The sequence below is a fragment of the Acidovorax lacteus genome, assembly GCF_039540375.1.
Taxonomy (GTDB): domain Bacteria; phylum Pseudomonadota; class Gammaproteobacteria; order Burkholderiales; family Burkholderiaceae_C; genus Acidovorax_G; species Acidovorax_G lacteus.
In genome coordinates, this window is the sequence record NZ_BAABEX010000004.1 from 110566 (window position 1) to 134274 (window position 23709).

Below are 23709 nucleotides of genomic sequence, written 5' to 3' on the forward strand. Positions count from 1 at the left end.
GCCCATTATCGGCCGCGGCGGCCCTGCACGGGGCGGGGGCTGTCGCGCGCGCGGCCGGTGCGGGGATCAGGTGGGCTGTGCCGGCTTGAGCTGGTGGCCTGCGGCTTTTTTGTACGCCTGCACCCATTCGGCCAGCACCTGCGGGTCGGTCACGTCTTCGATGCGGGCAAAGCCCTCGGGGGCGGCCTCTTCCACCATGTCGAGGATCGCGTCCAGCCCTTCGCGGCGGTTCATCGCGACGATGTCGCGCGTCATGGGCAGGCGCGCGGCCTCGTAGGCGTCGAGTGCGGCGGTGATGCTTGCATGCGCATCGAGCGCATCGGCCAGCGCGGCGGCGTCGAGGATGGCCTGCGTCGCGCCGTTCGAGCCGATCGGGTACATGGGGTGTGCCGCGTCGCCCAGCAGCGTGGTGTGGCCGTGGCGCCAGCGGGGCAGGGGGTCGCGGTCCACCATCGGCCATTCGAGGATCTGCTCGGCCGCGCGGATCAGCCCCGGGACATCGAGCCAGGCAAAGCGCCAGGCGCCGAAGGTGGGCAGCAGGTCGTCGAGCGAGCCGGGCTTGCTCCAGTCCTCACGGCTCGGGGCTGTGAGGCCGCCGCCAAAGCCGTCTTCGCGCAGGCGGCGGTCGCAGATCCAGTTGATGCGCTGTAGGCCATCGGGGCGCACCGGCTCAATCGGGTAGACCACGAACTTGGCACGGCGGTGGCCCGCCTGCACCATGGTGCGGCCGTCGAGGAAGGGTTTGGCCAGCGTGGTGCCGCGCCACATCATCATGCCGTTCCAGCGCGGTGCGCCTTCGCCCGGGTAGAACTGCTGGCGCAGGGCCGAATGGATGCCGTCCGCACCGATCAGGATGTCGCAGGCGCGTTCGCTGCGCGTGCCGTCGGCGTGCAGGATCTCGGCCACCGCGCCGTTGGGGGTTTCGCGTGCGGCCACCACGCGCTCGCCGGCGCGCACCTGGGCCTCGCCCAGCCGCCGCTTCGCTTCGTCCCACAGCCGCATCTGCAGGTGGCCGCGGTGGATGCTGAGCTGTGGGTGGCTCGCGCCCGCGGCCACGCCGCGCAGGTCTTCGTAGATGGTCTGCCCGTGGCGGTTGGCAAACACCAGCGCCCGCGTGGGCACGGCCATGGCCTCCAGCGCGGGCAGCAGGCCCAGATCTGCCAGCACCTTCACCGCATGGGGCAGCAGGTTGATGCCCACACCCAGCGGGCGGGGTTGCGCGGCGGCTTCGCACACCATGACCTGGTGGCCGCGCGCGGCCAGGGCCAGGGCGGCGGTCAGGCCGCCGATGCCGCCGCCAGACACGACGATGGAGCGGGGGGCGCGGGAAGAGGTCATGGGCTGTCTCCGGGTTTGTGGGGTTGACGTGCATCAAGCACTCCGGGATATTGTTGCGTCATGCAACAAAAAAACGCAAGTCAGCGCAAACCCCCAGCCTCCCCCGTCCCGGCACGCAAGGCGGGCCGCGGCGCCCCGCCGGCCGACTGGGCGCAGGCCGAGCTGCGGCCGCTGCCCGGGCTGGCCTATGGCGTGCTCGACGAGCTGCTGGGCTATGCGCTGCGCCGCGCGCAGAACGCGCTGTACCTGCACTTTCAGCGCAGCGTGGACCGCGCCGACGTGAGCCCGCAGCGCTTTGCCGCGCTGGTGCTGGTGGCGCAGAACCCCGGCCTGCGTCAGGGCCTGCTGGCCGAGGCCATGGGCCTGCACCGCAGCGGCGGCATGCGCCTGGTGGACTGGCTGTGCGAGCAGGGCTGGGTGGCGCGGGCCGACGACCCGCAGGACCGCCGCTCGTGGACCGTGCACCCCACGCCCGAGGGCTTGGCACTGCTTGATCGCGTGACGGCCCAGGTGCGTGCCCACGACAGCGCCTTGCTGGCCGCGCTGGGCGATGAGGGCCCTCACCTGCGCCGCCTGCTGGACCGCCTGGCGGTCGCGGCGACCGGCCTCACACCACCCAGCTCGACCGACCCTGTTCCCGCCCCCGAGTAAGACCCTCAACCCAAGGAGACATTGCATGCAACCGATCAACCGCCGCCAGCTCGGCTGGCACCTGGGCCGCGCACTGGGCGCGGCCGCGCTCGCATCCACCGGCCTGGGCGCCTGGGCCCAGGCCGGCACGCCCCGCATCCTGGTCGGCTTTCCGGCCGGGGGCTCGGTGGACGCCACCGCGCGCCGCCTGGCCGAAACCTGGCGCGCGCGCCTGGGCACCGTGGTGGTCGAGCAGAAAGTGGGCGCGGGCGGCCGCATTGCCGTGACCACGCTCAAAGACGCCGCGCCCGACGGGCTGACCCTGCTGCTCAGCCCCTCGTCCATGTTCACCATCTACCCGCATGTGTTCAAGCGCCTGCAGTACAAGCCGGCCACCGACGCCATCGCCGTGTCGCCCGTGGCGCTGTCCACCTGCGGTTTCATGGTCGGGCCCAAGGTGCCCGAATCGGTGCGCACCCTGCGCCAGTTCGCCGACTGGGCCAAGGCCCAGGCCGAGCCGCAGGGCTATGCCTCGCCCGCGGCCGGGGCCATGCCGCACTTTCTGGGCAACCAGTTTGCGCGGGCGGTGGGCGTGCCGCTCACGCACGTTCCGTACCGGGGCGCTGCGCCGGGCCTGCAGGACTTGATGGGCGGCCAGATCGCCTCGGGCTGCTTCAGCGTGGGCGACTGCCTGCCGCACCTGGCCTCGGGCCGCGTGCGCGTGCTGGGCGTGACCGACGCGCGCCGTTCGCGCTTCTTGCCCGATGTGCCCACGTTCGAGGAACAAGGCTTTGCGGGCATCCAGGGCGTGGAAAGCTATGGCCTGTTCCTGCCCGCCCGCACGCCCGCCGCGCAGGTCGAGCGCCTGGCAGAGCTGGCCCGCGCGGCCGTCAAAGACCCGGCCGTGATCGAGACACTGTCCAAACTCGGCTTCGAGCCCATCGCCTCGACGCCCGAGGAGTACACGCGCCAGCTCGCGCAGGAGCGGGACCGCTGGGCGCCCGTGGTGGCGGCTTCGGGCTTCTCGTCGGACGACTGAGCCAGGCGCAGTCTGTCGCGTGCGGCCGACGCTTGCGCCGCTGCAGCGGACGCGCGGTGTGGCGGCGCGGTCATTTGGGCCGTGCGCGCCACCCGGCCAGCAACGATAATTGGGCCCATGCAGATCCGCTTTACCAAGATGCAGGGTGCCGGCAACGATTTCGTCGTGCTCGACGAAACCGCGGGCCGCCTGGGCCTGACGCCCGCGCACTACCGCTTTTTGGCCGACCGCCACTTCGGCGTGGGCGCCGACCAGATCCTCACCGTGCGCCCCTCGCCTGCCGAGGGCATCGACTTTGAATACGTGATCCACAACGCCGACGGTGGCGAGGTGGAGCAGTGCGGCAATGGCGCGCGCTGCTTTGCGCGCTTTGTGCGCGACCGGGGCCTGACGACCAAGGACCGCATCCGCGTGCTCACGCGCGGCGGCGTGATCGAGCCCCAACTCACCCCCGACGGCCGCGTGACGGTGGACATGGGCCGCCCGCGCTTCGCGCCTGAGCAGGTGCCGTTCGACGCGCAAGGCCTGCAGCCCGAGCTGCAAGGTCGGGCACAAAAATGGCCGCTCGTGCTTGCCAGCGATGGAAAGTCTGCTACGGTTTTCGTAGTGGTCGTGTCTATGGGCAACCCGCACGCCGTGCAGCTGGTGGACGATGTGGACACTGCCCCCGTGGCCTGGGCTGGCCCGCTGGTAGAAGGCCATGCGCGCTTTCCGCAACGGGTCAACGCTGGCTTCTTGCAGATCGTGGACCGCCAGCATGTGCGCCTGCGCGTGTTCGAGCGCGGCTCGGGCGAGACCCTGGCCTGCGGCTCGGGCGCGTGCGCGGCCGTGGTGGCGGGCCTGCAGCTCGGCCTGCTCGACGGCCCGGTCGAGGTCGAAACGCGCGGCGGCCTGCTGCGCATCGACTGGGCGGGCGGCGCGGACGATGCCGTCTTCATGACCGGCCCGGCCACCACGGTGTTCGACGGCCAGATCCAACTTCCCGACGCAGCATGACCCCTCCGATTTCCCCGATCACCGAAGACGACATCGCCCAGTTCCTGATCCACACGCCGGGCTTCTTCGAGCGCCATGCCGAGGTGCTGGCCAGTGTGCAGATTGCCAGCCCGCACGGCCACCGCGCCGTGAGCCTGCAGGAGCGCCAGGCCGAGATGCTGCGCGAAAAAATCAAGGGCCTGGAGCAGCGCATCATGGACATGGTGCGCCACAGCAACGAGAACGTGGCCATCGCCCAGAAGGTGCACCAGTGGACGGGTGAGCTGCTGTGCGTGGGCGAACCGGCCGACCTGCCCGAAGCCGTGGTACAGGGCATTCAGCGCCTGTTCGACGTGCCGCAGGCCGCGCTGCGCCTGTGGGACGTGGCCCCGGCCTTTGCTGCGGCCCCCTATGCCCAGGGCGCGAGCGAAGACTCGCGGGCGTTTGCCACGTCGCTGACCATGCCCTTCTGCGGCCCCAACCTGGGCTTCGAGCCCGCCGGCTGGCTCGTGGCGCCCGATGGCGTGGCCGCGCAGTCGCTGGCGCTGCTGCCGCTGCGCGAAGGCGCGATGGACAGCGCCACCCCGGCGTTTGGCCTGCTGGTGCTGGGCTCGCCTGACCCGCAGCGCTTTGACGCCACCATGGGCACCGAATTCCTGACCCGCATGGCCGAACTGGCCAGCGCTGCGCTGCTGCGCCTGCGCTGAGCCCTCACGGCACGGGCAGCGCAGCGCCATGGCACCCCAGGCGTCGCCAGGAGCCCGCCCCGCCGCAGCGGGGGCTGACGCCCCGGCGGCACCGGGTGTGCTGCCCGCGCTGGGCGCACCGGGTGGGGATGCGGCGTTGCAGCCGCCATCCGCGGCCCCGGCGCTCGATCCGCTGGTGCTGCGCTACCTGGACTACGTGCGCTTTGAAAAACGCCTGGCCGAGCGCACCCTGACGCTTTACCGGCTGGACCTGGAGCGCCTCAGCGCCCGCGCGGCCGAGGTGGGCCTGCCACTGTTGCAACTGCAACCTGCCCACATCCGCCGCTTTGTGGCGCAGATGCACGGTGCCGGGCGCAGCGGGCGCGGCATTGCGCTCATCCTCTCGGGCTGGCGCGGTTTTTTCACCTGGGCCACGCGGCAGTCGCTGACCGACCACAACCCGGTACAAGGCATCCGCGCGCCCAAGGCCCCCAAACCCCTGCCCAAGGCCCTGCCGGTGGACGACGCCGTGCGCCTGGCCGAGCACGACAACGCCGGGGCCGACCCCTGGCTCGAAGCCCGCGACGCAGCTTTGGTAGAGCTGCTCTACGGCTGCGGCCTGCGCGTGGGCGAACTGGTGGGCCTGGACGTGGCCCCGGGCGTGGAAGCCGACCGCGCGGGCCGCGGCTGGGTGGACCTGGAGGCCGCCGAGGCCCATGTGATCGGCAAGGGCCGCAAGCGCCGCAGCGTGCCTGTCGGCGGTGCGGCGCTGGCGGCGCTGCGGCGCTGGTTGGCGTTGCGCGAAGGCCCCTTCGGCGCGCGGTCGGCGGCCCTCTCGCCCGCGCTGTTCATCGGCCAGCGCGGGGCGCGGCTCACGGCGCAGTCGGTGTGGCTGCGGCTGCGCCAGCGCAGCCTGCAGGCGGGGCTGACCACGCCCGTGCACCCGCACATGCTGCGCCATTCGTTTGCCAGCCACCTGCTGCAGTCCAGCGGCGATTTGCGCGCGGTGCAAGAGCTGCTGGGCCACGCCAACATCACGACCACGCAGGTGTATACGCGGCTGGACTTTCAGCACCTCGCCGCGGTGTACGACACCGCGCACCCGCGGGCGCGCAAGAAGTCGCCCTGAGCGCAGTCCAACGCCAATGGCCGCTGCAGGGCCTAGCGCGGCGCCATGCGTTCCTGGTCGGCCAGCAGTCGGCGCAGGCGCGACTGCTCGTAGTCCAGCCAGCGCAGGCGGTCGCGGATCTCGCGCCGTTCGCGCTCGGGCGTCTCCTTGTCCTGCAGGCGGCGCTCCAGGCGGCGGATCTCGCTGTCGTGATTGCGCAGGCTCTGCTCGGTGCGGTGCACTTCGAGGCCGTTGCGCAGCGCCTGCTCGAACGGCCATTCGCCCATCTGTCCTCGGCAGGCGCCCGACTTGTACGAGCGCCCTTGCGTGCCCTCGCGCCAGCCGCTGTAGGGTGTGCAGAAGTCGCGGATGCCCGCGTTCCAGCCGGCCTGGTAGCGCGCGCCGTCGGGGCGCACGCCCACTTCGGCGCAGTCTTTGGCGTAGTCGCCCAGCTTGTCCTGCGGGCGTTCACCCTCGCGTCCGTCCTGAAGGCCGACCTGGTACCAGTCGGCCACCTTGCATTGTTCGGGCGTCATGCTGGCGCATCCCAGCAGTGCGAGGGAGGTGGTGCCTGCCAGCAGGGCCAGGCCGGTTCGTCGGTGGAAGGATGGTAATCGGCTCATGCCCGGCATGTTACGCATGCCCGGGGCGGTGTTGGGCCTGCCGGGCATGCGCGGCCCCGCCTCAAAAGGCTGGGGCCTGCAGCGCTTTCCAGCCCGGGCCTACCGCATGGCGCTGGGAGGCCTGGGGCAGCGCGGTGTGCGCCCCGCTGGGCAGGGCTGCATCCTGCAGCGCCAAAGCTTGCGGCGGGAGCTTGAAGCTCTCGACGGTGGCCAGCAGTTCGCGCGCCTGCGCGCTCAGGCTGCCTGCGGCGGCGGCCATTTCCTCGACCAATGCAGCATTTTGCTGCGTGGTCTGGTCGAGCTCCGTCACCGCTTCGTTGATCTGGTCCACACCCTGGCTCTGCTCCCCGTTGGCAGAACTGATCTCGCGCATGATTGCGTTGACCTTGCCGATCGCCTGCACCACCTGTTCCATGGTGTGACCCGCCTGGTCCACCAGGCTGCTGCCTTCTTCCACCCGCTCCACGCTGGCGGTGATCAGGCTCTTGATCTCCTTGGCCGCCTCGGCGCTGCGCTGGGCCAGACTGCGCACCTCGCTGGCCACCACGGCAAAGCCGCGGCCCTGCTCCCCAGCCCGCGCGGCTTCCACCGCGGCGTTGAGCGCCAGGATGTTGGTCTGGAAGGCAATGCCGTCGATCACGCCGATGATGTCGGCAATGCGGGCGCTGCGCTGGTGAATGTCCTTCATGGTGGCCACCACCTGGGTGACCACGCTGCCGCCCTGGTCGGCCACCTGGAAGGCATCTTGCGCAAGCTGATTGGCGGTGCGGGCGTTGTCGGCGTTCATGCGCACGCTGGAGTTGAGCTGCTCCATGGAGGCCGCCGTCTGCTCCAGCGCGCTGGCCTGGCTCTCGGTGCGGGCCGACAGATCGGTGTTGCCCTCGGCAATCTGGGCCGAAGCGGCCGAGACGCTGGCGGCGCTGCCATGCACGGTGGAGACCATCTCCACCAGCGACTGCTGCATGCGCTTGAGCTGGGCCATGACGCTGGTCTCGTCGCCCGGGCGCAGCTCGATGGCCACTGTCAGATCGCCATGCGCAACGCTCTGCGCCAGGGTGGCGGCGGTGGCGGGCTCGGTGCCCAGCTGGCGCACGATGCTGCGCGCCACCCGATAGCCCAGGCCTGCCGACAGGATCAGCGCGAGCGTGATGCCAGCGCCGATGGTCATCCACATCTGCCGGTACTCGTCCACTGCGCCGGTGTATTCGCTGTGGGCCGTGTCCAGCTGGACCTGCACCAGTCCGCCCAGGGCGTCCTGCAGCGGGTCCAGGGCCGGGTACATCGCCTGGGCCGTGAACTCTGCCAGGGCCCCCTTGTCGCCGGAACGCAGCAGCGTCTCGAGTGCAGCCACAGCGGCATCGGCACGCATGCGTGACTGCTCAAACTGGGCAATAAGCTGCTTTTCCGCCGGGACCAGCTCGGTGGCGATGTAGGCGGCCCATTGCTGTTCAATGTCGCGCCGTGCATTGGCGAGCGCCTGGAGACCTTGCTGCGGCGTCAGCGCGCCGTCCCGGACCTTGTGGGCGGTGTCCACAATGTAGACCGCGTACGCGTCGGACACGGTCTTGATCTGTTTGAGTGGCACCACCCGGTCTTTGTACACCCGGTCCAGCGCCAGGCTGGCATCTCGCATGCCCGACAGGCCTGCCATTCCGATCAGCACCATCAGTGCGCACAGTGAGGCTGACAGCAAGGCCAACCGTACAGCGATTCTCATTTGCTCTAAACGCATTGCTTGACTCCAGTACGTTGCGAGAGTGGGTCGAGATCCATCGCTCAAGCCTGCGCATGCCGTGCAGGCCGCGTGCCCGTGTTGTCGCGTGAGTACTGCGAGGCGTCAACTGCTTTTTGGCAGACATGGGTCAAGACCGTGCTCGGGGTGTGGGGGATCCGCGTGCAGGCCAATCTCCGGCCCGGCCGGCTGTGCCGGGCTGGATCTGATCAGCCGGTGGCAGGCAGCAGAGCGGCCTGTGCCGGGCCAGCGCCATGCGGCAGCTTGAATCGGGCTGTGGTACCGACCAAGGTGCGTGCCTGCTGGTTCAGGGACGCCGCTGCGGCCGCCATCTCCTCGACCAGGGCCGCGTTTTGTTGCGTCACCTGGTCGATCTGCGTGACGGCCAGATTCACTTGGTCGACCCCCTGGCTTTGCTCTGAGCTGGCGCCACTGATTTCCGCCACGATGGAAGACACCCGCTCGATGGCCTGGACGACCCGGTCCATCGTCTGACCGGCCTGGTCCACCAGTTCGCTGCCCTGTTCGACCCGTTCAACACTGGCGGTGATCAGGCTCTTGATCTCGCGGGCAGCCTCGGCACTGCGTTGGGCAAGGCTGCGTACCTCCCCGGCCACCACCGCAAATCCACGGCCCTGTTCACCAGCCCGTGCTGCTTCCACGGCGGCATTGAGCGCCAGGATGTTGGTCTGGAATGCAATGCCGTCGATCACGCCGATGATGTCCGCAATCCGCCCCGACTGTCCGTGGATGTCCTTCATGGTGGACACCACGCGGGTGACGACCTGACCACTTTGGCTGGCCACGGAACAGGCGTCCTGGGCCAGCTGGTGGGCCTGGCGCGAATGCTCTGCGTTCAGGCGCACGGTCGAGTTGAGCTCCTCCATCGAGGCGGCGGTTTCTTGCAGCGCGCTGGCCTGGCTCTCGGTACGGGCCGAAAGGTCCTGATTGCCTTGGGCAATCTCCTGCGAGGCCGTGGCCACGTTTTCTGCGCCGTCCCGCACGGCCTGGGCGAGCTGGATGAGCGAGCCCTGCATGCGTTCGAGACCTTGCAGCAACTGCGCGACCTCGTTGCTGCCGCGGGTGTCGATGCGTCGGGTCAGGTCCCCCTGCGCGATGGCCCCGGACAGTTCAACCGCGTTGCGCAACGGGTGCGTGATCGCCCGAATGGTGGCCATGCCGACCAGCGACGACAGCACCACGGCCGCCACGATGGCTGCAACCACCAGCAGCCGGGCATGGCGGTATGTGGCTTCGGAGTCCAGGTACTCCTGCTTGGCGATGTCGAGCTGCAACTGCGAGAGTGTGCTCAGCACCTCCTGCAGAGGGTCCAGTGCCGGGTACATGTCCCGGGCCGCAAAGCTTGCGAGCGCGGCGGGGTCTTGAGACTTCAGCACGGTCTCCAGCTGGTCGACCGCCTTGTCGGCCCGCACTTGCAATTGCTTGAACCGTTCGATCTGCTGGACTTCGGCTGGAACCAGTTCGGTGGCGAGGTAGGCCGTCCACTCCTTCTGGATGGACTGGCGGGCCTGTCGCACCGATTCAAGCCCCTGTTGGGTCGAGAGCGCACCGTCGCGCACCTTGTGGGCGGTGTCCACAATGGCCACTGCGTAGGCGTCGGCCACCACCTTGAGCTGCTTGAGGGGCACCACCCGGTCCTGGTAGACCGTGTTCAGCCCTTGATTGGCGTCTCGCATGCCCAGCAGGCCCGCGGCGCCAATCACGACCATCAGCAGGCACAGTGCCACCAGCAAGAGAGTCAGCCGTGTGGCGATCTTGATGTCTTCAGAGCGAATGCGCATGGTGTGGCTTTCGGAGTGTGAGGGGTGAGGGGCTTGCGCCGTGCGCCCCGGGTGTCCCGCTGCAGGACCCAGCGATGGGGCACATCGGGCCTGTGGTTCATGAGTCGGTCAGCCGGGCATTGGCAATGCGGGGTGCGTGGTCCGGCCATGCGGTGACGCGTGGCCGATCATCCAGCCCGGGGCTGTCGCCTCCGTCTGAAACACGCCGGCCGTGTGCAGCAGTTCGTGGGCTTGCTGGTTCAGGCTGGCCGCCGCTGCCGCCATTTCTTCGACCAGAGCCGCGTTCTGCTGGGTGTTGCGGTCCATGGCGGACACGGCATCGTTGACCTGGTCAAGGCCCTGACTCTGCTCGGTGCTCGCAGCGCTGATCTCGTCCACGATCTGGTTCACGCGTTCGATGGAACGCAGCACATCGCGCATCGTCCGGCCGGCCTGGTCTGCGAGCTGGCTGCCTTGACCCACCCGCGCCACGCTGGCGGCGATCAGTTGCCGGATTTCCCGTGCGGCAGCGCTGCTGCGCTGAGCCAGGGTCCGCACTTCGCCCGCCACCACCGCAAAGCCACGGCCCTGCTCGCCTGCACGGGCGGCCTCCACGGCGGCATTGAGCGCGAGCAGATTGGTCTGGAATGCGATGCCGTCGATGACGCCCACGATGTCCGCGATGCGTCCCGACTGGTCATGGATGTCCTGCATCGTGGCCACCATGTCGGCCACCGCCTGTCCGCCGCCGCTCGCAACAGACGAGGCGTCGCGCGCCAGGGACGCCGCTTGGCGGGCGTTCTCGGCGTTGTGCCGAACGGTGACGTTCAATTGCTCCATCGCGGCTGCCGTTTGCTGCAGTGCGCTGGCCTGTTCCTCCGTGCGCTCGGAGAGTTCGCGATTGCCCTGGGCGATCTGGGACGAGGCCTGGGCGACATTCTGGGCGCTGCCCTGCACCTGCCCCACCAGCGTGGCCAGTGCGCCTTGCATGTCTCGCAGGGCGGCCAGCAGCTGGGCCGTTTCGCTGCGACCGTGCACCTCAATGGGGGTGCGCAGGTCTCCCTGCGCCACGGCCTTGGCAAGCTGCACCGCGCGGCGCAGCGGGCGGGTGGTGGACCGCAGGATGCCAACGCCGATCAATACGGCGCCGGCCAGTGCCGCAGCGGTCAGCGCCACGACCACGGTGTTCATGCGGACGATGGCGCTGGCGGCGTCCTCCTGCGCGGCGCGAGACAGTGTCTCCTGGTAGGCAATCAATTCGTCCAGGGCCGCAAAGTACGCCAGCCGGGGGGCTTCCATGGCCTCGCGCAACCACCGGGCCGCAGCGGCATGATCGCCTGCGTGCAGCAGATCAAAAAAGCGGCCCATCTCGCGGTCGTAGGTGGTGCGCGCCTCAGCGGTTCGGCTCAGCAATGCGCGTCCGCGGGTCGACTGCACCTGGGCGTCCAGGGTGTGGAGCAGCTTCGCGATTTCTTCGCGCCGTTCGGCAATACGCGACTCGTGGCGGCGCGTGGCCTGGGCATCCCGCGAATCCAGCAGGCGGTCCAAACCCAGCTCCACCGCCAACACGTCTTCCTTGACCACATGCAGGCTCAATACTTTGGGCATCCGGTCGTCGATGATGAGGTGAAACGACCGGTCTGCGCCATTGGCGAGCAGCAGACTGACGCTGCCCATGAGCGCAATCAGCAGCCCCATGAGGCCGAAGCCCAGGGTCAGCCGTGTGGAAATCTTCAGGTCCGACAGCATGGCAATGCTCCGAGGGCGGCTCAATGAACGGGTACGGGTGCGGTGGCCAGGCCGGTGCTTTCCCGGCCGTAGCCCTCGCTGCGCAAAAAGCGCTCCATGTCCAGCAGCATCACCGTGCGCTCGTCCACCGACGCGAGCGCCAGCAGGTGGCTTGCGTCAAAGCCCGATTGCAAGGCTGGCACAGGGCGCAGTTGTGCGGGTGCCAGGCTCAGCACATCGCTGACCCGGTCCACCACCAGACCCACCATGCCGCGGTCCAGCCGCATGACCACCACCACCGTGAGCGGACCGTACTCCGCGTCGTGCAAGCCCAGGCGAATGCGCAGATCGACGATGGGCACGATGGTGCCCCGCAACGACAGCACTCCCTTCATTTCGGCCGGCGCAAGGGCGATGGACGTCGGTCGCTCGTAGGAGCGGATTTCCTGTACGGCGCGAATGTCCACGCCGTACTCCTCGCTGCCGATGGCAAACAACAAAAAAGCATCAGGGATGGCGGCAACCGGGGCCGGTGCGCCCGTGATGGCGCTGGGGGAGAGGAGGGCATCCATTTCTAAATGATACAAATGAAATTTTCGGCAATGATAACGAGGCCTGAAAAATATGTCACTTTTGCTACTTTTAATTTTTTCTATGGGGTCGCAGTGGTGGCGGTAAGGGCTTGATCGCGTGGGCTGCGCCTGGCGGGCCAGCCCTGACAATGGCGGCCATGAAAACCATCCGACTCAAGCCCGGCAAAGAGCGCTCGCTGCTGCGCCGCCACCCGTGGGTGTTTGAATCCGCCATCGCCAAGGGCGGCGGCGACCGCGGCGAAACCGTGCGCATCGAATCGCACGAGGGCCAGTTCCTCGCCTGGGCGGCGTTCAGCCCCGATTCGCGCATCCGTGCCCGGGCCTGGAGCTTTGACGAAGCCCAGCGCATCGACGCCGCTTTTCTGGAAGCCACGCTGGCCCGCGCCGTGGCGCTGCGGGACCGCCTGGCCATCGACAGCGACGGCGTGCGCCTGGTGCATGGCGAATCCGACGGTCTGCCCGGGCTGATCGTGGACCGCTACGGCGACACGCTGGTGGCGCAGTTCACGAGCGCGGGGGTGGAGCGCTGGAAGGGCGTGCTGGCCGATGCGCTCTTGCGCGTGACCGGGCTGGCCAAGCTCTACGAGCGCTCGGACGCGAGCGCCCGCAGCCTGGAAGGCCTGGAGCCCGTGACCGGCTGGCTGCGCGGCGGCGAGGGCGCGCCGGTGGAGCTGTCTTTGCGCGAGCACGGCTGGACGCTCACGCTCAACATTGCCGAAGGCCACAAGACCGGCTATTACCTCGACCAGCGCGACAGCCGCCAGCGCTTTGCCCAGTACGCCGAGCGCCATGCGTTCAGCCGCGTGCTCAACTGCTTTTGCTACACCGGCGGCTTCACGGTGGCGGCACTGGCCGGCATGCGCGCGGCCCAGGCGGCAGGCCGCGGTCAGGGGGGGGCGGTGATTTCCATCGATTCGTCGGGCCCGGCGCTGGCGCGGGCGCGCACGCACGTGGCGCTCAACGGCTTTGATCCGGCGCAGGCGGAGTTTGTCGATGCCGACGTGAACGCCTCGCTGCGCCAGTACCTGCGCGACGGCCAGCGCTTCGATGCCATCGTGCTCGACCCGCCCAAGTTTGCGCCCACGGCCGCGCACGCCGAGCGCGCAGCCCGCGCCTACAAGGACATCAACCGCCTGGCGCTGCAGCTGTTGGTGCCTGGCGGCGTGCTGTTCACCTTCTCGTGCTCGGGCGGCATCAGTGGCGACCTGTTCCACAAGATCGTGGCCTCAGCCGGGGCCGACGCGGGCGTGGACGGCTACATCCTCGAACGCCTGGGCGGCGCGCCCGACCATCCGATGACGCTGGAATTCCCCGAGGGCGAGTACCTCAAGGGGCTGGTGGTAATGCGCAAGGCGTGAGCGGCGGCCTGCCGCTCCAGGCCCGTCACGCCCAAGACCCAGGCTTTTGCTATCAAATCAGTAGCTGCTCGTGCTTGATTTTGAAGCACGAGCGGCCTATTTCATTAAAAAGCGTGCTGCGGCGGGGCGGGCGCCGGGCGTTCTGCGCCGGGCGGGCGTGGCCGCTACACTGGCGGGCTTCCCGTTCAGGGCCTGCGCTGCTGCCGCTCGTGGCGGTGCGGGCCTGCCACCCACAAGGCTGCTGACCCCATGTCCCTGATCCCCGCCACCATCCTCACCGGCTTCCTCGGCTCCGGCAAGACCACGCTGCTCAAGCGCGTGCTCAGCGAGGCCCACGGCCAGAAGATCGCCGTCATCGAGAACGAATTCGGCGAAGAGAACATCGACAACGACATCCTGGTGACCGATTCGCAGGAGCAGATCGTGCAGATGAGCAACGGCTGCATCTGCTGCACCATCCGCGAAGACCTGCGCGAGACCCTGCAGACGCTGGCCGCCAAGAAGCGCAAGGGCGAACTACAGTTTGACCGCGTGGTCATCGAGACCACGGGCCTCGCCGACCCGGGGCCGGTGGCGCAGACCTTCTTCATGGACGAGGAGATCGCCGAGACGTATCTCATCGACTCCATCATCACGCTGGTGGACGCCAAGCATGCGGCCCAGCAGCTCAATGACCGCCAGGAGGCGCGCCGCCAGGTGGGCTTTGCGGACCAGATCTTCCTGTCCAAGACCGACCTGGTCACGCCCGAAGACACCGAGGCGCTGATCCACCGCCTCAAGCACATGAACCCGCGCGCCCCCATCAAGGCCGTGCATTTCGGTGAGGTCCCGATCGCCGAGGTGCTGGACCTGCGGGGCTTCAACCTCAACGCCAAGCTCGACATCGACCCGGACTTCCTGGCCGAGGACGGCCACCATCACGGGCACGACCATGATCACGATCACGATCACGACCATGCGCATGGCGAGCATTGCGACCACCCCTCGCACCAGCATGGGCACGGCCATGGGCACCACCATCACCACGACGACGATGTGAAGAGCTTCGTCTACCGCTCCGACCGGCCGTTCGACCCGGCGCGGCTCGAAGACTTCCTTGGCGCCATCGTCAACATCTACGGCCCGCGCATGCTGCGCTACAAGGGCGTGCTGCACATGAAGGGCACCGACCGCAAGGTGATCTTCCAGGGCGTGCACCAGCTCATGGGCAGCGACCTGGGCCCCAAGTGGGGCGAGGGCGAGGCGCGCATGAGCAAGATGGTGTTCATCGGTATCGACCTGCCGCAGGACATCTTCCGCCAGGGGCTGGACCAGAGCCTGGCCTGAGGCGTGCCGAGCGCTCGCAGCGCGGCAGGGCGGTGTCGGCTCTGCGCAACGGTGCGGCACTGTCAGCGCAGGTCGATACAATCGCGCGCCGGTAAAAAACCGGAAGGCTTGCCCACCGGGCCTGCGCAACCCGCGCCAGGCCCGCATCTGCGAGGAGACATGCCCGTGAAAGCCGAATCCAGCAAGACCCAGGCTCCGGCCCGCAAGAGCCCGGCTGCGTCCCGCCAGGCCGCGGCGCAGGCGCCCGTGCCTGCGCCAGCTCCGGTAACCGCGCAAAAAAGGCGGCCACCTTCCGCCGCAGGGCAATTGACCGTACCATCCACGGAACCCGCTGCGGCCACCGCCGCCGCCACAGCCAGTAACCACACCGACATGCCTACGACCGCGCAAGCGCAGACCTCCGGGACTGCCAAAAAAGACCCCAAGCTGGCGAACAACTGGAAGACCAAGGCCGCCCACGAGCTGACCGACGCCGAGGTGCTGGCCATGCCCGACAGCGAGTACATGAACGACAAGCAGATGGCGTTCTTCCGCCACAAGCTCGTGTTGCTCAAACAGGAAATCCACAACAGCGCCGGTGAAACCACCGAGCACCTGCGGGAAGACACCGTGGTGGTGCCCGACCCGGCCGACCGTGCCACCATCGAGGAAGAGCACGCGCTGGAGCTGCGCACCCGCGACCGCGAGCGCAAGCTGCTCAAGAAAATTGAGCAGTCGATTGCGCGCATCGACGCGGGCGACTACGGCTACTGCGACGAAACCGGCGAGCCCATCGGCGTGGGCCGCCTGATTGCGCGCCCCACGGCCACGCTGTCGCTCGAAGCGCAGCAGCGCCGCGAACTCAAGCAGAAGATGTTCGGAGACTGACCGGGCGTTTGCGCCGGTCTTTTTCCCGACAGGTTTTCTTCGTGCCCGCACGCATCGGCCCATGAGCAAGGACGACAACTCCACCGGCGGCGGTCTGCTGTCCAAGGTGGTGCGGTTCGTCCGCAACCCCACCTCCAACTGGACCGAGCTCGATTCTGTACAGGACGATCGCGACAGCCAGTACAGCAAGCAGATGCTCAAGGAGATGATCGAGCGCAAGCGGCGCAACGACTTTGTGCGCCGCCGCGAGTTCGATCAACTGCGCAAGCTGCGCCGCCGCGAAGCGCTGCAGGGGCAGCGCACCGAAGACCCCACCGCGCGCCCCTCGTTCTTCCAGAGCAGCATGGCCTCGCCTGACGAGCGCGCCGTGACGCTCAAGAAGATCGACGAGATCGAGGCGCAGATGTCGCAGCAGTGGTGGAAGAGCAAGCAGGGCAACACGCCCTCGTCGTTTGCGCCCGCTGGTGCCTCCACCCCGGAAGAGGCACAGGCCATCGTGGCCCGCGCATTCGCGCCCACGGCACCGGCCAGCCTGCCGCCGCATCTGGCCACGCAAGGGCCTGTGGAACCCCTGTTTGCGGGCGATACCGTGCCGCCGGAAGGTGGTGCCCACACCGTCCCTGCGACCACGCCGCCCTGGACGGCCGATACCAGCCCCATGGACGCAGCGCTGGCTTTCGGCAACACGGAGCCCGGAGCGCTCGACGCGCCCGTTCCTGCGCTGCCGCTGCTGGAGAAATTCGTGCACGAACCCGACCTTGAAGAAGCCGCGATCCGGTTTGCCAACGGGGATTACGCGGGTGCGGAGTCTGGACTTCTGGAGGTGCTGGCACAGCACCAGGACGACGCGCCGGAGCAGCAGACCGAGATCTGGCTCACCCTGTTCGACCTGTACCGTGCCACGGGCCAGCACGACCGATTCGACGCGCTGGCCATCGACTACGCGGCCCGGTTCAGCCGCTCGGCGCCGGTGTGGTTCTCGCTGCCCGAGCAACTGGGCCTGAGCCAGGCGGCAGCCCCGGCAGAGCCAGTCATGGCGCGGCGTGACCTGAGCTGGAACGCGCCGTCGTCCATCGCCACCTCCACCGTGACTGCGCTGCAGGCCTCGCTGGACCGCGCAGCGCCGCCGTGGACGCTGGTCTGGAGCCGACTGCAAAGCATTGACGAGCCCGCCGTGCGGGCGCTGGCCGAGCAGTTCAATCGTTGGGCCGAGCGTGCGGGGCAATTTCACTTTCAGGGAGCCGAGCACCTGCTGGCCCTGCTGGAGCGCCAGACCCCGTCGGGCGACCGCGCCGTGTCGGCCGACTGGTGGCGCCTGCGCATGTCGGTGCTGCGCCTCATGGGGCGCGCCGAAGACTTCGAGATGGTGGCGCTCGACTACTGCGTCACCTACGAGGTGTCTCCGCCGTCCTGGGAGCCTGCGCGCTGCAGTTATTCGGACGACGCCGAGCCCCGCGCCGAAGCCGCCCGCGGCCCGGACTCGCGCGACATGCTGATGTCCGACTTTGGTGCCCTGTCGATGCCTGCACCGCTGGATGCCGGGCCGTCTGCCACGCTCAGCGGGCACATTGAAGGCGACGTGGCACCGCTGCTCGAACCATTTGAGGCCCATCTGCGACCCGGCATGCCGTTCCAAGTGCATTGCGACCAGCTCATCCGCATGGACTTCGCAGCCGCGGGTTCCCTGCTGAACTGGGCGGCGTCGCGGCAGGCCGAAGGCTACGAGCTGCAGTTCCTGCAACTGCACCGGCTGGTGGCGGTGCTGCTCAACGTGATCGGCGTGAACGAGCACGCCTGGATCGTTCCGCGCCGCAACTGACTCGGCTGTTGGGCTGCCGCCTCCGGGGCGTACAAAATCACCGTGCTGGGCTTGTATTGCCCGGCTGTGCCCCCATATGGCGCGCATGGAAAAACACAGCGACTCCCCGGTGTTCCACGGCACCACCATCCTCAGCGTGCGGCGCCAGACGCCGGACGGCGTGCAAGTCGCCATCGGCGGCGACGGCCAGGTGACCCTGGGCAACATCGTGGTCAAGGGCTCGGCCCGCAAGGTGCGCAAGCTGCACCACGGCAAGGTGCTGGCCGGCTTTGCCGGTGCCACCGCGGATGCTTTCACCCTGTTCGAGCGGTTTGAGGCCAAGCTCGACAAGCACCAGGGGCACCTGGTGCGCGCGGCCATCGAACTCACCAAGGACTGGCGCACCGACCGCGTGCTGCGCCGCCTCGAAGCCATGCTGGCCGTGGCCGACCGCGAGGCCTCGCTGATCATCACCGGCAACGGCGACGTGCTCGAGCCGGAGCAGGGCATCGTGGCCATCGGCTCGGGCGGCGCGTACGCCCATTCGGCCGCCAAGGCGCTGATCGACCACACCGACCTGCCGGCCGAGGCCGTGGTGCGCCGCTCGCTCGAAATTGCCGGGCAACTGTGCATCTACACCAACATGCACCACACGATCGAAACGCTGTGAGACCCGCTGCCTCGGCCCGCGCCGCACTGCGTTGTCAGCGTTTGCTATTGATTTAATAGCTGCTTGTGCTTGATTAATAAGCACGAGCAACCGATTTCACCTCTCATCTCTGCCCCGCCATGTCGTCCATGACCCCCCAGGAAATCGTCTCCGAGCTCGACCGCCACATCGTCGGGCAGGCCAGTGCCAAGCGTGCCGTGGCCATTGCGCTGCGCAACCGCTGGCGCCGCCAGCAGGTCAGCGGCAGCCTGCGCCAGGAGATCACGCCCAAGAACATCCTGATGATCGGCCCCACCGGCGTGGGCAAGACCGAGATCGCGCGCCGCCTGGCGCGGCTGGCCGACGCGCCCTTCATCAAGGTCGAGGCCACCAAGTTCACCGAGGTGGGCTACGTGGGCAAGGATGTGGACACCATCGTGCGCGACCTGGCCGAAGTGGCCGTCAAGCAGACGCGCGAGGCCGAGATGAAAAAGGTGCGCACCCGCGCCGAAGACGCGGCCGAGGAGCGCGTCCTCGACGTGCTGGTGCCCACCGCGCGCAGCCACGACGGCGCACCGGCTGACAACACCGCACGCCAGGTGTTCCGCAAGAAGCTGCGCGAAGGGCAGCTCGACGACAAGGAGATCGAGCTGGACGTGGCCGAGGCGCGGCCGCAGCTCGAAATCATGGGCCCGCAAGGCATGGAAGAGATGGCCGAGCAGCTGCGCGGCATGTTCAGCCAGCTCGGCACCGGCCGCCAGCGCAAGCGCAAGCTGCGCATCGGTGAGGCCATGAAGCTGCTGGTGGAAGAAGAAGCCGCCAAACTCGTCAACGAGGAAGAGATCAAGACCCGCGCGATCCAGAACGCCGAGCAGAACGGCATCGTGTTCATCGACGAGATCGACAAGGTGGCTGCGCGCCAGGAGACCGGCGGGGCCGAAGTTTCGCGCCAGGGTGTGCAGCGCGACCTGCTGCCGCTGGTGGAGGGCACCACGGTGTCCACCAAGTACGGTATGGTCAAGACCGACCACATCCTGTTCATCGCCTCGGGCGCGTTCCACCTGGCCAAGCCCAGCGACCTGATTCCGGAGCTGCAGGGACGTTTTCCAATCCGCGTGGAGCTCGAATCGCTGTCGGTGGCCGACTTCGAGGCCATCCTCACGCAGACACACGCCTCGCTCGTCAAGCAGTACCAGGCGCTGCTGTCCACCGAAGGGGTGACGCTTGAATTTGTGCCCGAAGGCATCACGCGCCTTGCGCACATCGCATTCGAGGTCAACGAGCGCACGGAAAATATCGGCGCCCGCCGACTGTCTACGGTGATGGAGCGCCTGCTCGACGAAGTGAGCTTTGACGCCGCCAAGCTGTCGGGCCAGACGGTGGTGATCGACGCTGCCTATGTGGACCAGCGCTTGCAGACGCTGAGCCAGGACGAAGACCTCTCGCGCTACATCCTCTGAGTGTGGGCGCTCCGGGCGGGCGCAACCGGCAGCTCGGGCGGCGTGGCGCGGCCTGTCGGAAGCTCGCCGGACCGAACCCGGGCAGCCGCGCCATGGCAGGCCGGCGGGGCTGGTGCTGGGGATCATCGGGCCGGACGCTCTGGGCCCGCAGAGGTCTTGGCGGCCTTTGCGCCTGTGCAGCCGCCGCGCTCCATCCGCGTCCACGACCGGTACCCCGGCGCCTGCGCTGCCCATGTTCCAACGCAGCCGCAGGCATGGCGGGCGCGCATCAGGGCGCTGTTCCTTTGCTTCAAACGCAGCAGCAGCCAGACGGCGGGCGGCTCTGGCCGCGTCGCACAACGGCCGTGTTCCCGTCGCAGGCGCGCACAAAGCCAGGCTTCAGACTTCACTTGCGATAGGTGCGCTAAGTCTTTCATTTGCAAGGTTTTTTGCCTTGCGCGGCCTGCAAAAACGCGGCTAAGTCCTTGATTTCATTGCAAAAGTTTGTAGCGGCGGGTGCCGCCCGGCCGCCTTTTCCTGCTACAGTGGAAAAAAGTGCAATTAAGTGGTGAAAAGTGCCTCTCAGCCCTCCGCAGGGCCTGCAGACGGCCGATCGACCGAGTGGGGAATCCGTTCCGTGTTTCAAGGTGCCTCGTCGCTGAGTCTCGATGCGAAGGGTCGGCTGTCCGTGCCGACCCGGCATCGTGACGTGCTGGGCGCTTTGGCCTCCGGTCAGCTCACGCTCACCAAGCACCCGCACGGCTGCCTGATGGTGTTTCCGCGCCCCGAGTGGGAGAAATTCCGCGAGCGCATTGCCCAGTTGCCCATGTCGGCCCAGTGGTGGAAGCGCATTTTTCTGGGCAACGCCATGGACGTGGAGATGGACGGCACGGGCCGTGTGCTGATTTCGCCCGAACTGCGCGCCGCCGCCGGCATCACGCGCGACGCCATCCTGCTGGGCATGGGCAACCACTTCGAGCTGTGGGACAAGGCCACCTACGAGGCCCAGGAGGCCGAGGCCATGCAGGGCGAGATGCCCGATGTGTTCAAGGACTTCTCGTTCTGACGGCGCCCATGGACACGCTCCAACACACCACCGTTTTGCTGCACGAGGCGGTCGATGCCCTGCTGGGGGCGGCCGGGCAGGCGCCCGACGGCACCTGGGTGGACGCCACCTTCGGCCGCGGCGGGCACAGCCGGCGCATTCTGGAGCGGCTCGGGCCCGGCGGACGCCTCGTGGCGTTCGACAAGGACCCCGAGGCGATCCAGGAAGCAACGCGCATCACCGATGCGCGTTTTTCCATTCGCCACGAAGGTTTTCGCGAACTCGCTGCGCTGCCGGATGCCAGCGTGCGCGGCGTGCTCATGGATCTGGGCGTGAGTTCGCCCCAGATCGACAACCCCGCCCGGGGTTTCAGTTTCCGTGGGGATGGCCCGCTCGACATGCGCATGGATCCCACGCGCGGCGAGAGCGTGGCCGAATGGCTGGCCTCGGCCGAGGTGGGGCAGATTGCGGAGGTGATTCGTGAATACGGTGAAGAACGGTTTGCTGGCCCCATTGCAAAGGCGATTGTTGCTCGGCGCACGGAACGGGGCCCCCTTGCAAGCACCGCTGAACTGGCCGCCCTCGTGGCTGGCGCGGTCAAAACCCGCGAGCCGGGCCAGAACCCTGCAACGCGCACATTTCAGGCTCTTCGGATTTTCATCAACGCCGAGCTTGAAGAGCTGCAGCAGGCGCTAGACGCAAGCCTGCGCGTGCTGGTGCCGGGCGGCCGGCTGGCGGTGATCAGCTTTCATTCGCTGGAAGACCGGATCGTCAAGCAGTTCATCGCCAAGCACTCGAAAGAGGTGTACGACCGCCGTGCGCCGTTTGCCGCGCCCCAGCCCATGAAGCTCAAGGCGCTGGAGCGCATCAAGCCGTCCAACGCCGAGGTCGAGGCCAATCCCCGCGCGCGCAGCGCCATCCTGCGCGTGGCCGAGAGGACGGACGCATGATCCGCCTGAACCTCGTGCTGCTGGTGGCCGTGATTGCGAGTGCACTGTATCTGGTGCATACGCAGTACCAGTCGCGCCGCTTGTTCACCGAGCTTGACCGCGCCGTGGCCGAGGCCCGGCGGCTGGAAACCGAGCACCAGCGCCTGCAAGTGGAAAAGCGTGCCCAGGCCACGCCGCTTCGGGTGGAAAAGATCGCACGCGCCCAGCTGCAGATGCGCACGGCCACACCGGCCATTACGCAGTATGTGGCGGAGCCTGGAACGCCCGCAGCGGTACGCCCCGGAGCCCAGCCATGAGCCGCAGCGTGCGCTATACCTCCAGCCCGCTACTGGCCAGCAAGACGCCGGTCTGGCGCAGCAAGTTCATCGTGGCCATGATCGCGCTGGGCTTCGTCGGCCTGGCGGGGCGCGCTGCATACGTGCAGGTGATCGGCAACGATTTCTTCCAGCGCCAGGGAGAGGTGCGCTTTGCCCGCACGCTGGAACTGCCCGCCAACCGCGGCAAGATTCTTGACCGCAACGGCCTGATCCTGGCTTCGAGCGTGCCCGCGGCGAGTATCTGGGCCATCCCCGAGGACGTGGAGCAGGAAAAGCCCGAAGTGCAGGCCAAGCTCAAGGAGCTGGCCCGGCTGCTGGAAATGCCGCTGCCTGCACTCAAGGCCCGGCTCTCGGACGAAGACAAGACCTTCGTGTGGATCAAGCGCCAGCTCGACTGGGACGTGGGCCAGCAGATCGCCAAGCTCGATATCAAGGGCATTTATCAGCGCAAGGAATACAAGCGCCAGTACCCTGAAGGCGAGGCTGCGGCCCACGTGGTGGGCTTCACCAACGTCGAAGACCGCGGACAGGAGGGCATGGAGCTCGCGTTCGACAAGGACCTGTCGGGCAAGCCCGGCTCGCGCCGTGTGATCAAGGACCGCCTCGGGCGGGTGGTCGAAGGCGTGGGCGAGACCATTCCACCGGTCGACGGTCGCGATATTCAGCTCTCGATCGACAGCAAGGTGCAGTTTTTTGCGTACCAGAAGCTGCGCGATCAGGTGGCGGTGCACAAGGCCAAGGGCGGCAGCGTGGTCGTGCTGGATGCGCACACGGGCGAGCTGCTCGCATTGGCCAACTACCCCAGCTATGTGCCCGACAAACGCCAGAACCTCACCGGCGAGCAACTGCGCAACCGCGCACTGACCGATGTGTTCGAGCCCGGCTCGACCATGAAGCCATTCACGGTGGGTATCGCACTGGAAAGCGGCCGCGTGCGTCCCGACACGCTGGTGGACACCGCGCCTGGGCGCATCAACATCACCGGCTCCACCATCAGCGACACGCACAACTACGGCGTGCTCACGGTGGAGGGCGTGATCCAGAAGTCGAGCAACGTGGGCACCACCAAGCTGGCCATGCAGATGCCGGCGCGCGAGATGTGGGAAACCTTCTCGGCAGCGGGCTTCGGGCAAAGGCCGCAGATCGGATTTCCGGGCGCCATCAGCGGCCGGCTGCGGCCCTACAAGACCTGGCGGCCGGTCGAGCAGGCCACCATGTCCTACGGCTATGGCCTGTCCGCCAGCCTGTTCCAGATGGCGCGCTCGTACACCGTGTTCGCCAATGGCGGCCGCGTCATTCCGGCCACATTGCTCAAGACCGACGAGCCCGCCGTGGGCGTGCCCGTATTTTCGGAGCGCACTGCCGAGCAGGTGCGCAAGATGCTGCAGATGGCCGCTGGCCCGGGCGGCACGGGCCAGAAGGCTCAAACGGTGGGCTACTCGGTGGGCGGCAAGTCAGGCACCGCGCGCAAGCAGGTGGGCAAGACCTATGCCACGGGCAAGTACCGGGCATGGTTCACCGGCATGGCGCCCATCGACAAGCCGCGCATCATCGTGGCCGTGATGATCGACGAGCCCAGCAACGGCGTGTACTACGGCGGTGCTGTGGCGGCCCCGGTGTTCAGCGAGGTGGTACAGCAGACCCTGCGGATGATGGGGGTGGCCCCTGATATGGCGGTCAAGCCCCAGATCGTGGCCAACGCCGTGGAGGAGTCTCTGTGACGCAAC

At 67.9% G+C, this 23709-nt stretch carries 21 protein-coding genes; 15 read left to right on the forward strand and 6 right to left on the reverse strand.

The features are described from left to right. Nucleotides 1–66: 66 nt before the first annotated feature. Nucleotides 67–1338, reverse strand: a complete 1272-nt coding sequence (locus ABD866_RS02580; protein WP_345060912.1) for a flavin-dependent oxidoreductase — start codon at nt 1336–1338, stop codon at nt 67–69. A 60-nt stretch (nt 1339–1398) separates the two neighbouring features. Between ABD866_RS02580 and ABD866_RS02585 the strand changes: the two genes are divergently transcribed. From ABD866_RS02585 to ABD866_RS02605, 5 genes are all read left to right on the forward strand, one after another. Beyond that, the gene (locus tag ABD866_RS02585; protein ID WP_345060914.1) at nt 1399–1989 is read left to right on the forward strand and encodes a MarR family winged helix-turn-helix transcriptional regulator; all 591 of its coding nucleotides are present in this window, start codon (nt 1399–1401) and stop codon (nt 1987–1989) included. Between the two features lie 25 nt (nt 1990–2014). Further along, a complete protein-coding gene (locus ABD866_RS02590) occupies nt 2015–3007 on the forward strand; it encodes a Bug family tripartite tricarboxylate transporter substrate binding protein (RefSeq protein ID WP_345060916.1) in 993 nt (330 codons plus the stop codon). Between the two features lie 117 nt (nt 3008–3124). Continuing rightward, the gene (dapF, locus tag ABD866_RS02595) at nt 3125–4003 is read left to right on the forward strand and encodes a diaminopimelate epimerase (protein ID WP_345060917.1); all 879 of its coding nucleotides are present in this window, start codon (nt 3125–3127) and stop codon (nt 4001–4003) included. Next, nucleotides 4000–4689, forward strand: a complete 690-nt coding sequence (locus tag ABD866_RS02600; protein WP_345060919.1) for a DUF484 family protein — start codon at nt 4000–4002, stop codon at nt 4687–4689. Before dapF ends, ABD866_RS02600 begins: the two co-directional genes overlap by 4 nt. A gap of 28 nt (nt 4690–4717) precedes the next feature. Continuing rightward, complete coding sequence (locus ABD866_RS02605) at nt 4718–5797, forward strand: tyrosine recombinase XerC (RefSeq protein WP_345060921.1); 1080 nt, start codon at nt 4718–4720, stop codon at nt 5795–5797. A gap of 32 nt (nt 5798–5829) precedes the next feature. Here ABD866_RS02605 and ABD866_RS02610 read toward each other — a convergent pair whose 3' ends face one another. From ABD866_RS02610 to ABD866_RS02630, 5 genes are all read right to left on the reverse strand, one after another. Continuing rightward, complete coding sequence (locus tag ABD866_RS02610) at nt 5830–6399, reverse strand: DUF2799 domain-containing protein (protein WP_345060923.1); 570 nt, start codon at nt 6397–6399, stop codon at nt 5830–5832. Nucleotides 6400–6460: 61 nt separating this feature from the next. Next, a complete protein-coding gene (locus ABD866_RS02615; protein ID WP_345060925.1) occupies nt 6461–8131 on the reverse strand; it encodes a methyl-accepting chemotaxis protein in 1671 nt (556 codons plus the stop codon). A 209-nt stretch (nt 8132–8340) separates the two neighbouring features. After that, on the reverse strand, nt 8341–9933 hold the full coding sequence (locus ABD866_RS02620) for a methyl-accepting chemotaxis protein (RefSeq protein WP_345060927.1): 1593 nt from the start codon (nt 9931–9933) through the stop codon (nt 8341–8343). Between the two features lie 108 nt (nt 9934–10041). Further along, entirely contained in the window at nt 10042–11661 is a 1620-nt protein-coding gene (locus ABD866_RS02625; RefSeq protein WP_345060929.1) for a methyl-accepting chemotaxis protein, read from the reverse strand. Nucleotides 11662–11681: 20 nt separating this feature from the next. Then, nucleotides 11682–12212: a chemotaxis protein CheW gene (locus ABD866_RS02630; RefSeq protein ID WP_345060931.1), complete on the reverse strand. Its 531-nt coding sequence runs from the start codon at nt 12210–12212 to the stop codon at nt 11682–11684. 158 nt (nt 12213–12370) lie between these two features. Between ABD866_RS02630 and ABD866_RS02635 the strand changes: the two genes are divergently transcribed. The 10 genes from ABD866_RS02635 (at nt 12371) to ABD866_RS02680 (ending at nt 23703) form a co-directional block, all read left to right on the forward strand. After that, nucleotides 12371–13591: a class I SAM-dependent rRNA methyltransferase gene (locus tag ABD866_RS02635; RefSeq protein WP_345060933.1), complete on the forward strand. Its 1221-nt coding sequence runs from the start codon at nt 12371–12373 to the stop codon at nt 13589–13591. 249 nt (nt 13592–13840) lie between these two features. Next, a complete protein-coding gene (locus ABD866_RS02640; protein ID WP_345060935.1) occupies nt 13841–14917 on the forward strand; it encodes a CobW family GTP-binding protein in 1077 nt (358 codons plus the stop codon). A gap of 165 nt (nt 14918–15082) precedes the next feature. Next, nucleotides 15083–15784: an RNA polymerase-binding protein DksA gene (dksA, locus tag ABD866_RS02645; protein ID WP_345060937.1), complete on the forward strand. Its 702-nt coding sequence runs from the start codon at nt 15083–15085 to the stop codon at nt 15782–15784. Nucleotides 15785–15845: 61 nt separating this feature from the next. Next, nucleotides 15846–17603, forward strand: coding sequence for an STAS domain-containing protein (locus ABD866_RS02650; protein WP_345060939.1), 1758 nt, complete (start codon nt 15846–15848; stop codon nt 17601–17603). A gap of 85 nt (nt 17604–17688) precedes the next feature. Beyond that, nucleotides 17689–18252, forward strand: a complete 564-nt coding sequence (gene hslV, locus ABD866_RS02655) for an ATP-dependent protease subunit HslV (protein ID WP_345060941.1) — start codon at nt 17689–17691, stop codon at nt 18250–18252. 119 nt (nt 18253–18371) lie between these two features. Then, nucleotides 18372–19691, forward strand: a complete 1320-nt coding sequence (hslU, locus tag ABD866_RS02660) for an ATP-dependent protease ATPase subunit HslU (protein ID WP_345060942.1) — start codon at nt 18372–18374, stop codon at nt 19689–19691. Nucleotides 19692–20307: 616 nt separating this feature from the next. Next, the gene (gene mraZ / locus ABD866_RS02665) at nt 20308–20736 is read left to right on the forward strand and encodes a division/cell wall cluster transcriptional repressor MraZ (RefSeq protein ID WP_345060943.1); all 429 of its coding nucleotides are present in this window, start codon (nt 20308–20310) and stop codon (nt 20734–20736) included. A gap of 8 nt (nt 20737–20744) precedes the next feature. After that, on the forward strand, nt 20745–21665 hold the full coding sequence (gene rsmH, locus ABD866_RS02670; RefSeq protein ID WP_345060944.1) for a 16S rRNA (cytosine(1402)-N(4))-methyltransferase RsmH: 921 nt from the start codon (nt 20745–20747) through the stop codon (nt 21663–21665). Then, nucleotides 21662–21961 (forward strand): cell division protein FtsL, encoded by a 300-nt coding sequence (gene ftsL, locus ABD866_RS02675; RefSeq protein ID WP_345060945.1) that lies wholly within the window; start codon nt 21662–21664, stop codon nt 21959–21961. The genes rsmH and ftsL overlap by 4 nt, the downstream gene beginning before the upstream one ends. Further along, nucleotides 21958–23703 carry a peptidoglycan D,D-transpeptidase FtsI family protein gene (locus tag ABD866_RS02680; RefSeq protein WP_345060946.1) on the forward strand — a complete coding sequence of 582 codons (1746 nt, stop codon included), beginning with the start codon at nt 21958–21960 and terminating at the stop codon, nt 23701–23703. The genes ftsL and ABD866_RS02680 overlap by 4 nt, the downstream gene beginning before the upstream one ends. Nucleotides 23704–23709 lie beyond the last annotated feature (6 nt).

Coding starts and splice junctions, on each gene's coding strand:
- ABD866_RS02580 (WP_345060912.1), bottom strand. CDS start 1,338: ATGACCTCTTCCCGCGCCCCCCGCTCCATCGTCGTGTCTGGCGGCGGC.
- ABD866_RS02585 (WP_345060914.1), top strand. CDS start 1,399: ATGCAACAAAAAAACGCAAGTCAGCGCAAACCCCCAGCCTCCCCCGTC.
- ABD866_RS02590 (WP_345060916.1), top strand. CDS start 2,015: ATGCAACCGATCAACCGCCGCCAGCTCGGCTGGCACCTGGGCCGCGCA.
- dapF (WP_345060917.1), top strand. CDS start 3,125: ATGCAGATCCGCTTTACCAAGATGCAGGGTGCCGGCAACGATTTCGTC.
- ABD866_RS02600 (WP_345060919.1), top strand. CDS start 4,000: ATGACCCCTCCGATTTCCCCGATCACCGAAGACGACATCGCCCAGTTC.
- ABD866_RS02605 (WP_345060921.1), top strand. CDS start 4,718: ATGGCACCCCAGGCGTCGCCAGGAGCCCGCCCCGCCGCAGCGGGGGCT.
- ABD866_RS02610 (WP_345060923.1), bottom strand. CDS start 6,399: ATGAGCCGATTACCATCCTTCCACCGACGAACCGGCCTGGCCCTGCTG.
- ABD866_RS02615 (WP_345060925.1), bottom strand. CDS start 8,131: ATGCGTTTAGAGCAAATGAGAATCGCTGTACGGTTGGCCTTGCTGTCA.
- ABD866_RS02620 (WP_345060927.1), bottom strand. CDS start 9,933: ATGCGCATTCGCTCTGAAGACATCAAGATCGCCACACGGCTGACTCTC.
- ABD866_RS02625 (WP_345060929.1), bottom strand. CDS start 11,661: ATGCTGTCGGACCTGAAGATTTCCACACGGCTGACCCTGGGCTTCGGC.
- ABD866_RS02630 (WP_345060931.1), bottom strand. CDS start 12,212: ATGGATGCCCTCCTCTCCCCCAGCGCCATCACGGGCGCACCGGCCCCG.
- ABD866_RS02635 (WP_345060933.1), top strand. CDS start 12,371: ATGAAAACCATCCGACTCAAGCCCGGCAAAGAGCGCTCGCTGCTGCGC.
- ABD866_RS02640 (WP_345060935.1), top strand. CDS start 13,841: ATGTCCCTGATCCCCGCCACCATCCTCACCGGCTTCCTCGGCTCCGGC.
- ABD866_RS02650 (WP_345060939.1), top strand. CDS start 15,846: ATGAGCAAGGACGACAACTCCACCGGCGGCGGTCTGCTGTCCAAGGTG.
- hslV (WP_345060941.1), top strand. CDS start 17,689: ATGGAAAAACACAGCGACTCCCCGGTGTTCCACGGCACCACCATCCTC.
- hslU (WP_345060942.1), top strand. CDS start 18,372: ATGTCGTCCATGACCCCCCAGGAAATCGTCTCCGAGCTCGACCGCCAC.
- rsmH (WP_345060944.1), top strand. CDS start 20,745: ATGGACACGCTCCAACACACCACCGTTTTGCTGCACGAGGCGGTCGAT.
- ftsL (WP_345060945.1), top strand. CDS start 21,662: ATGATCCGCCTGAACCTCGTGCTGCTGGTGGCCGTGATTGCGAGTGCA.
- ABD866_RS02680 (WP_345060946.1), top strand. CDS start 21,958: ATGAGCCGCAGCGTGCGCTATACCTCCAGCCCGCTACTGGCCAGCAAG.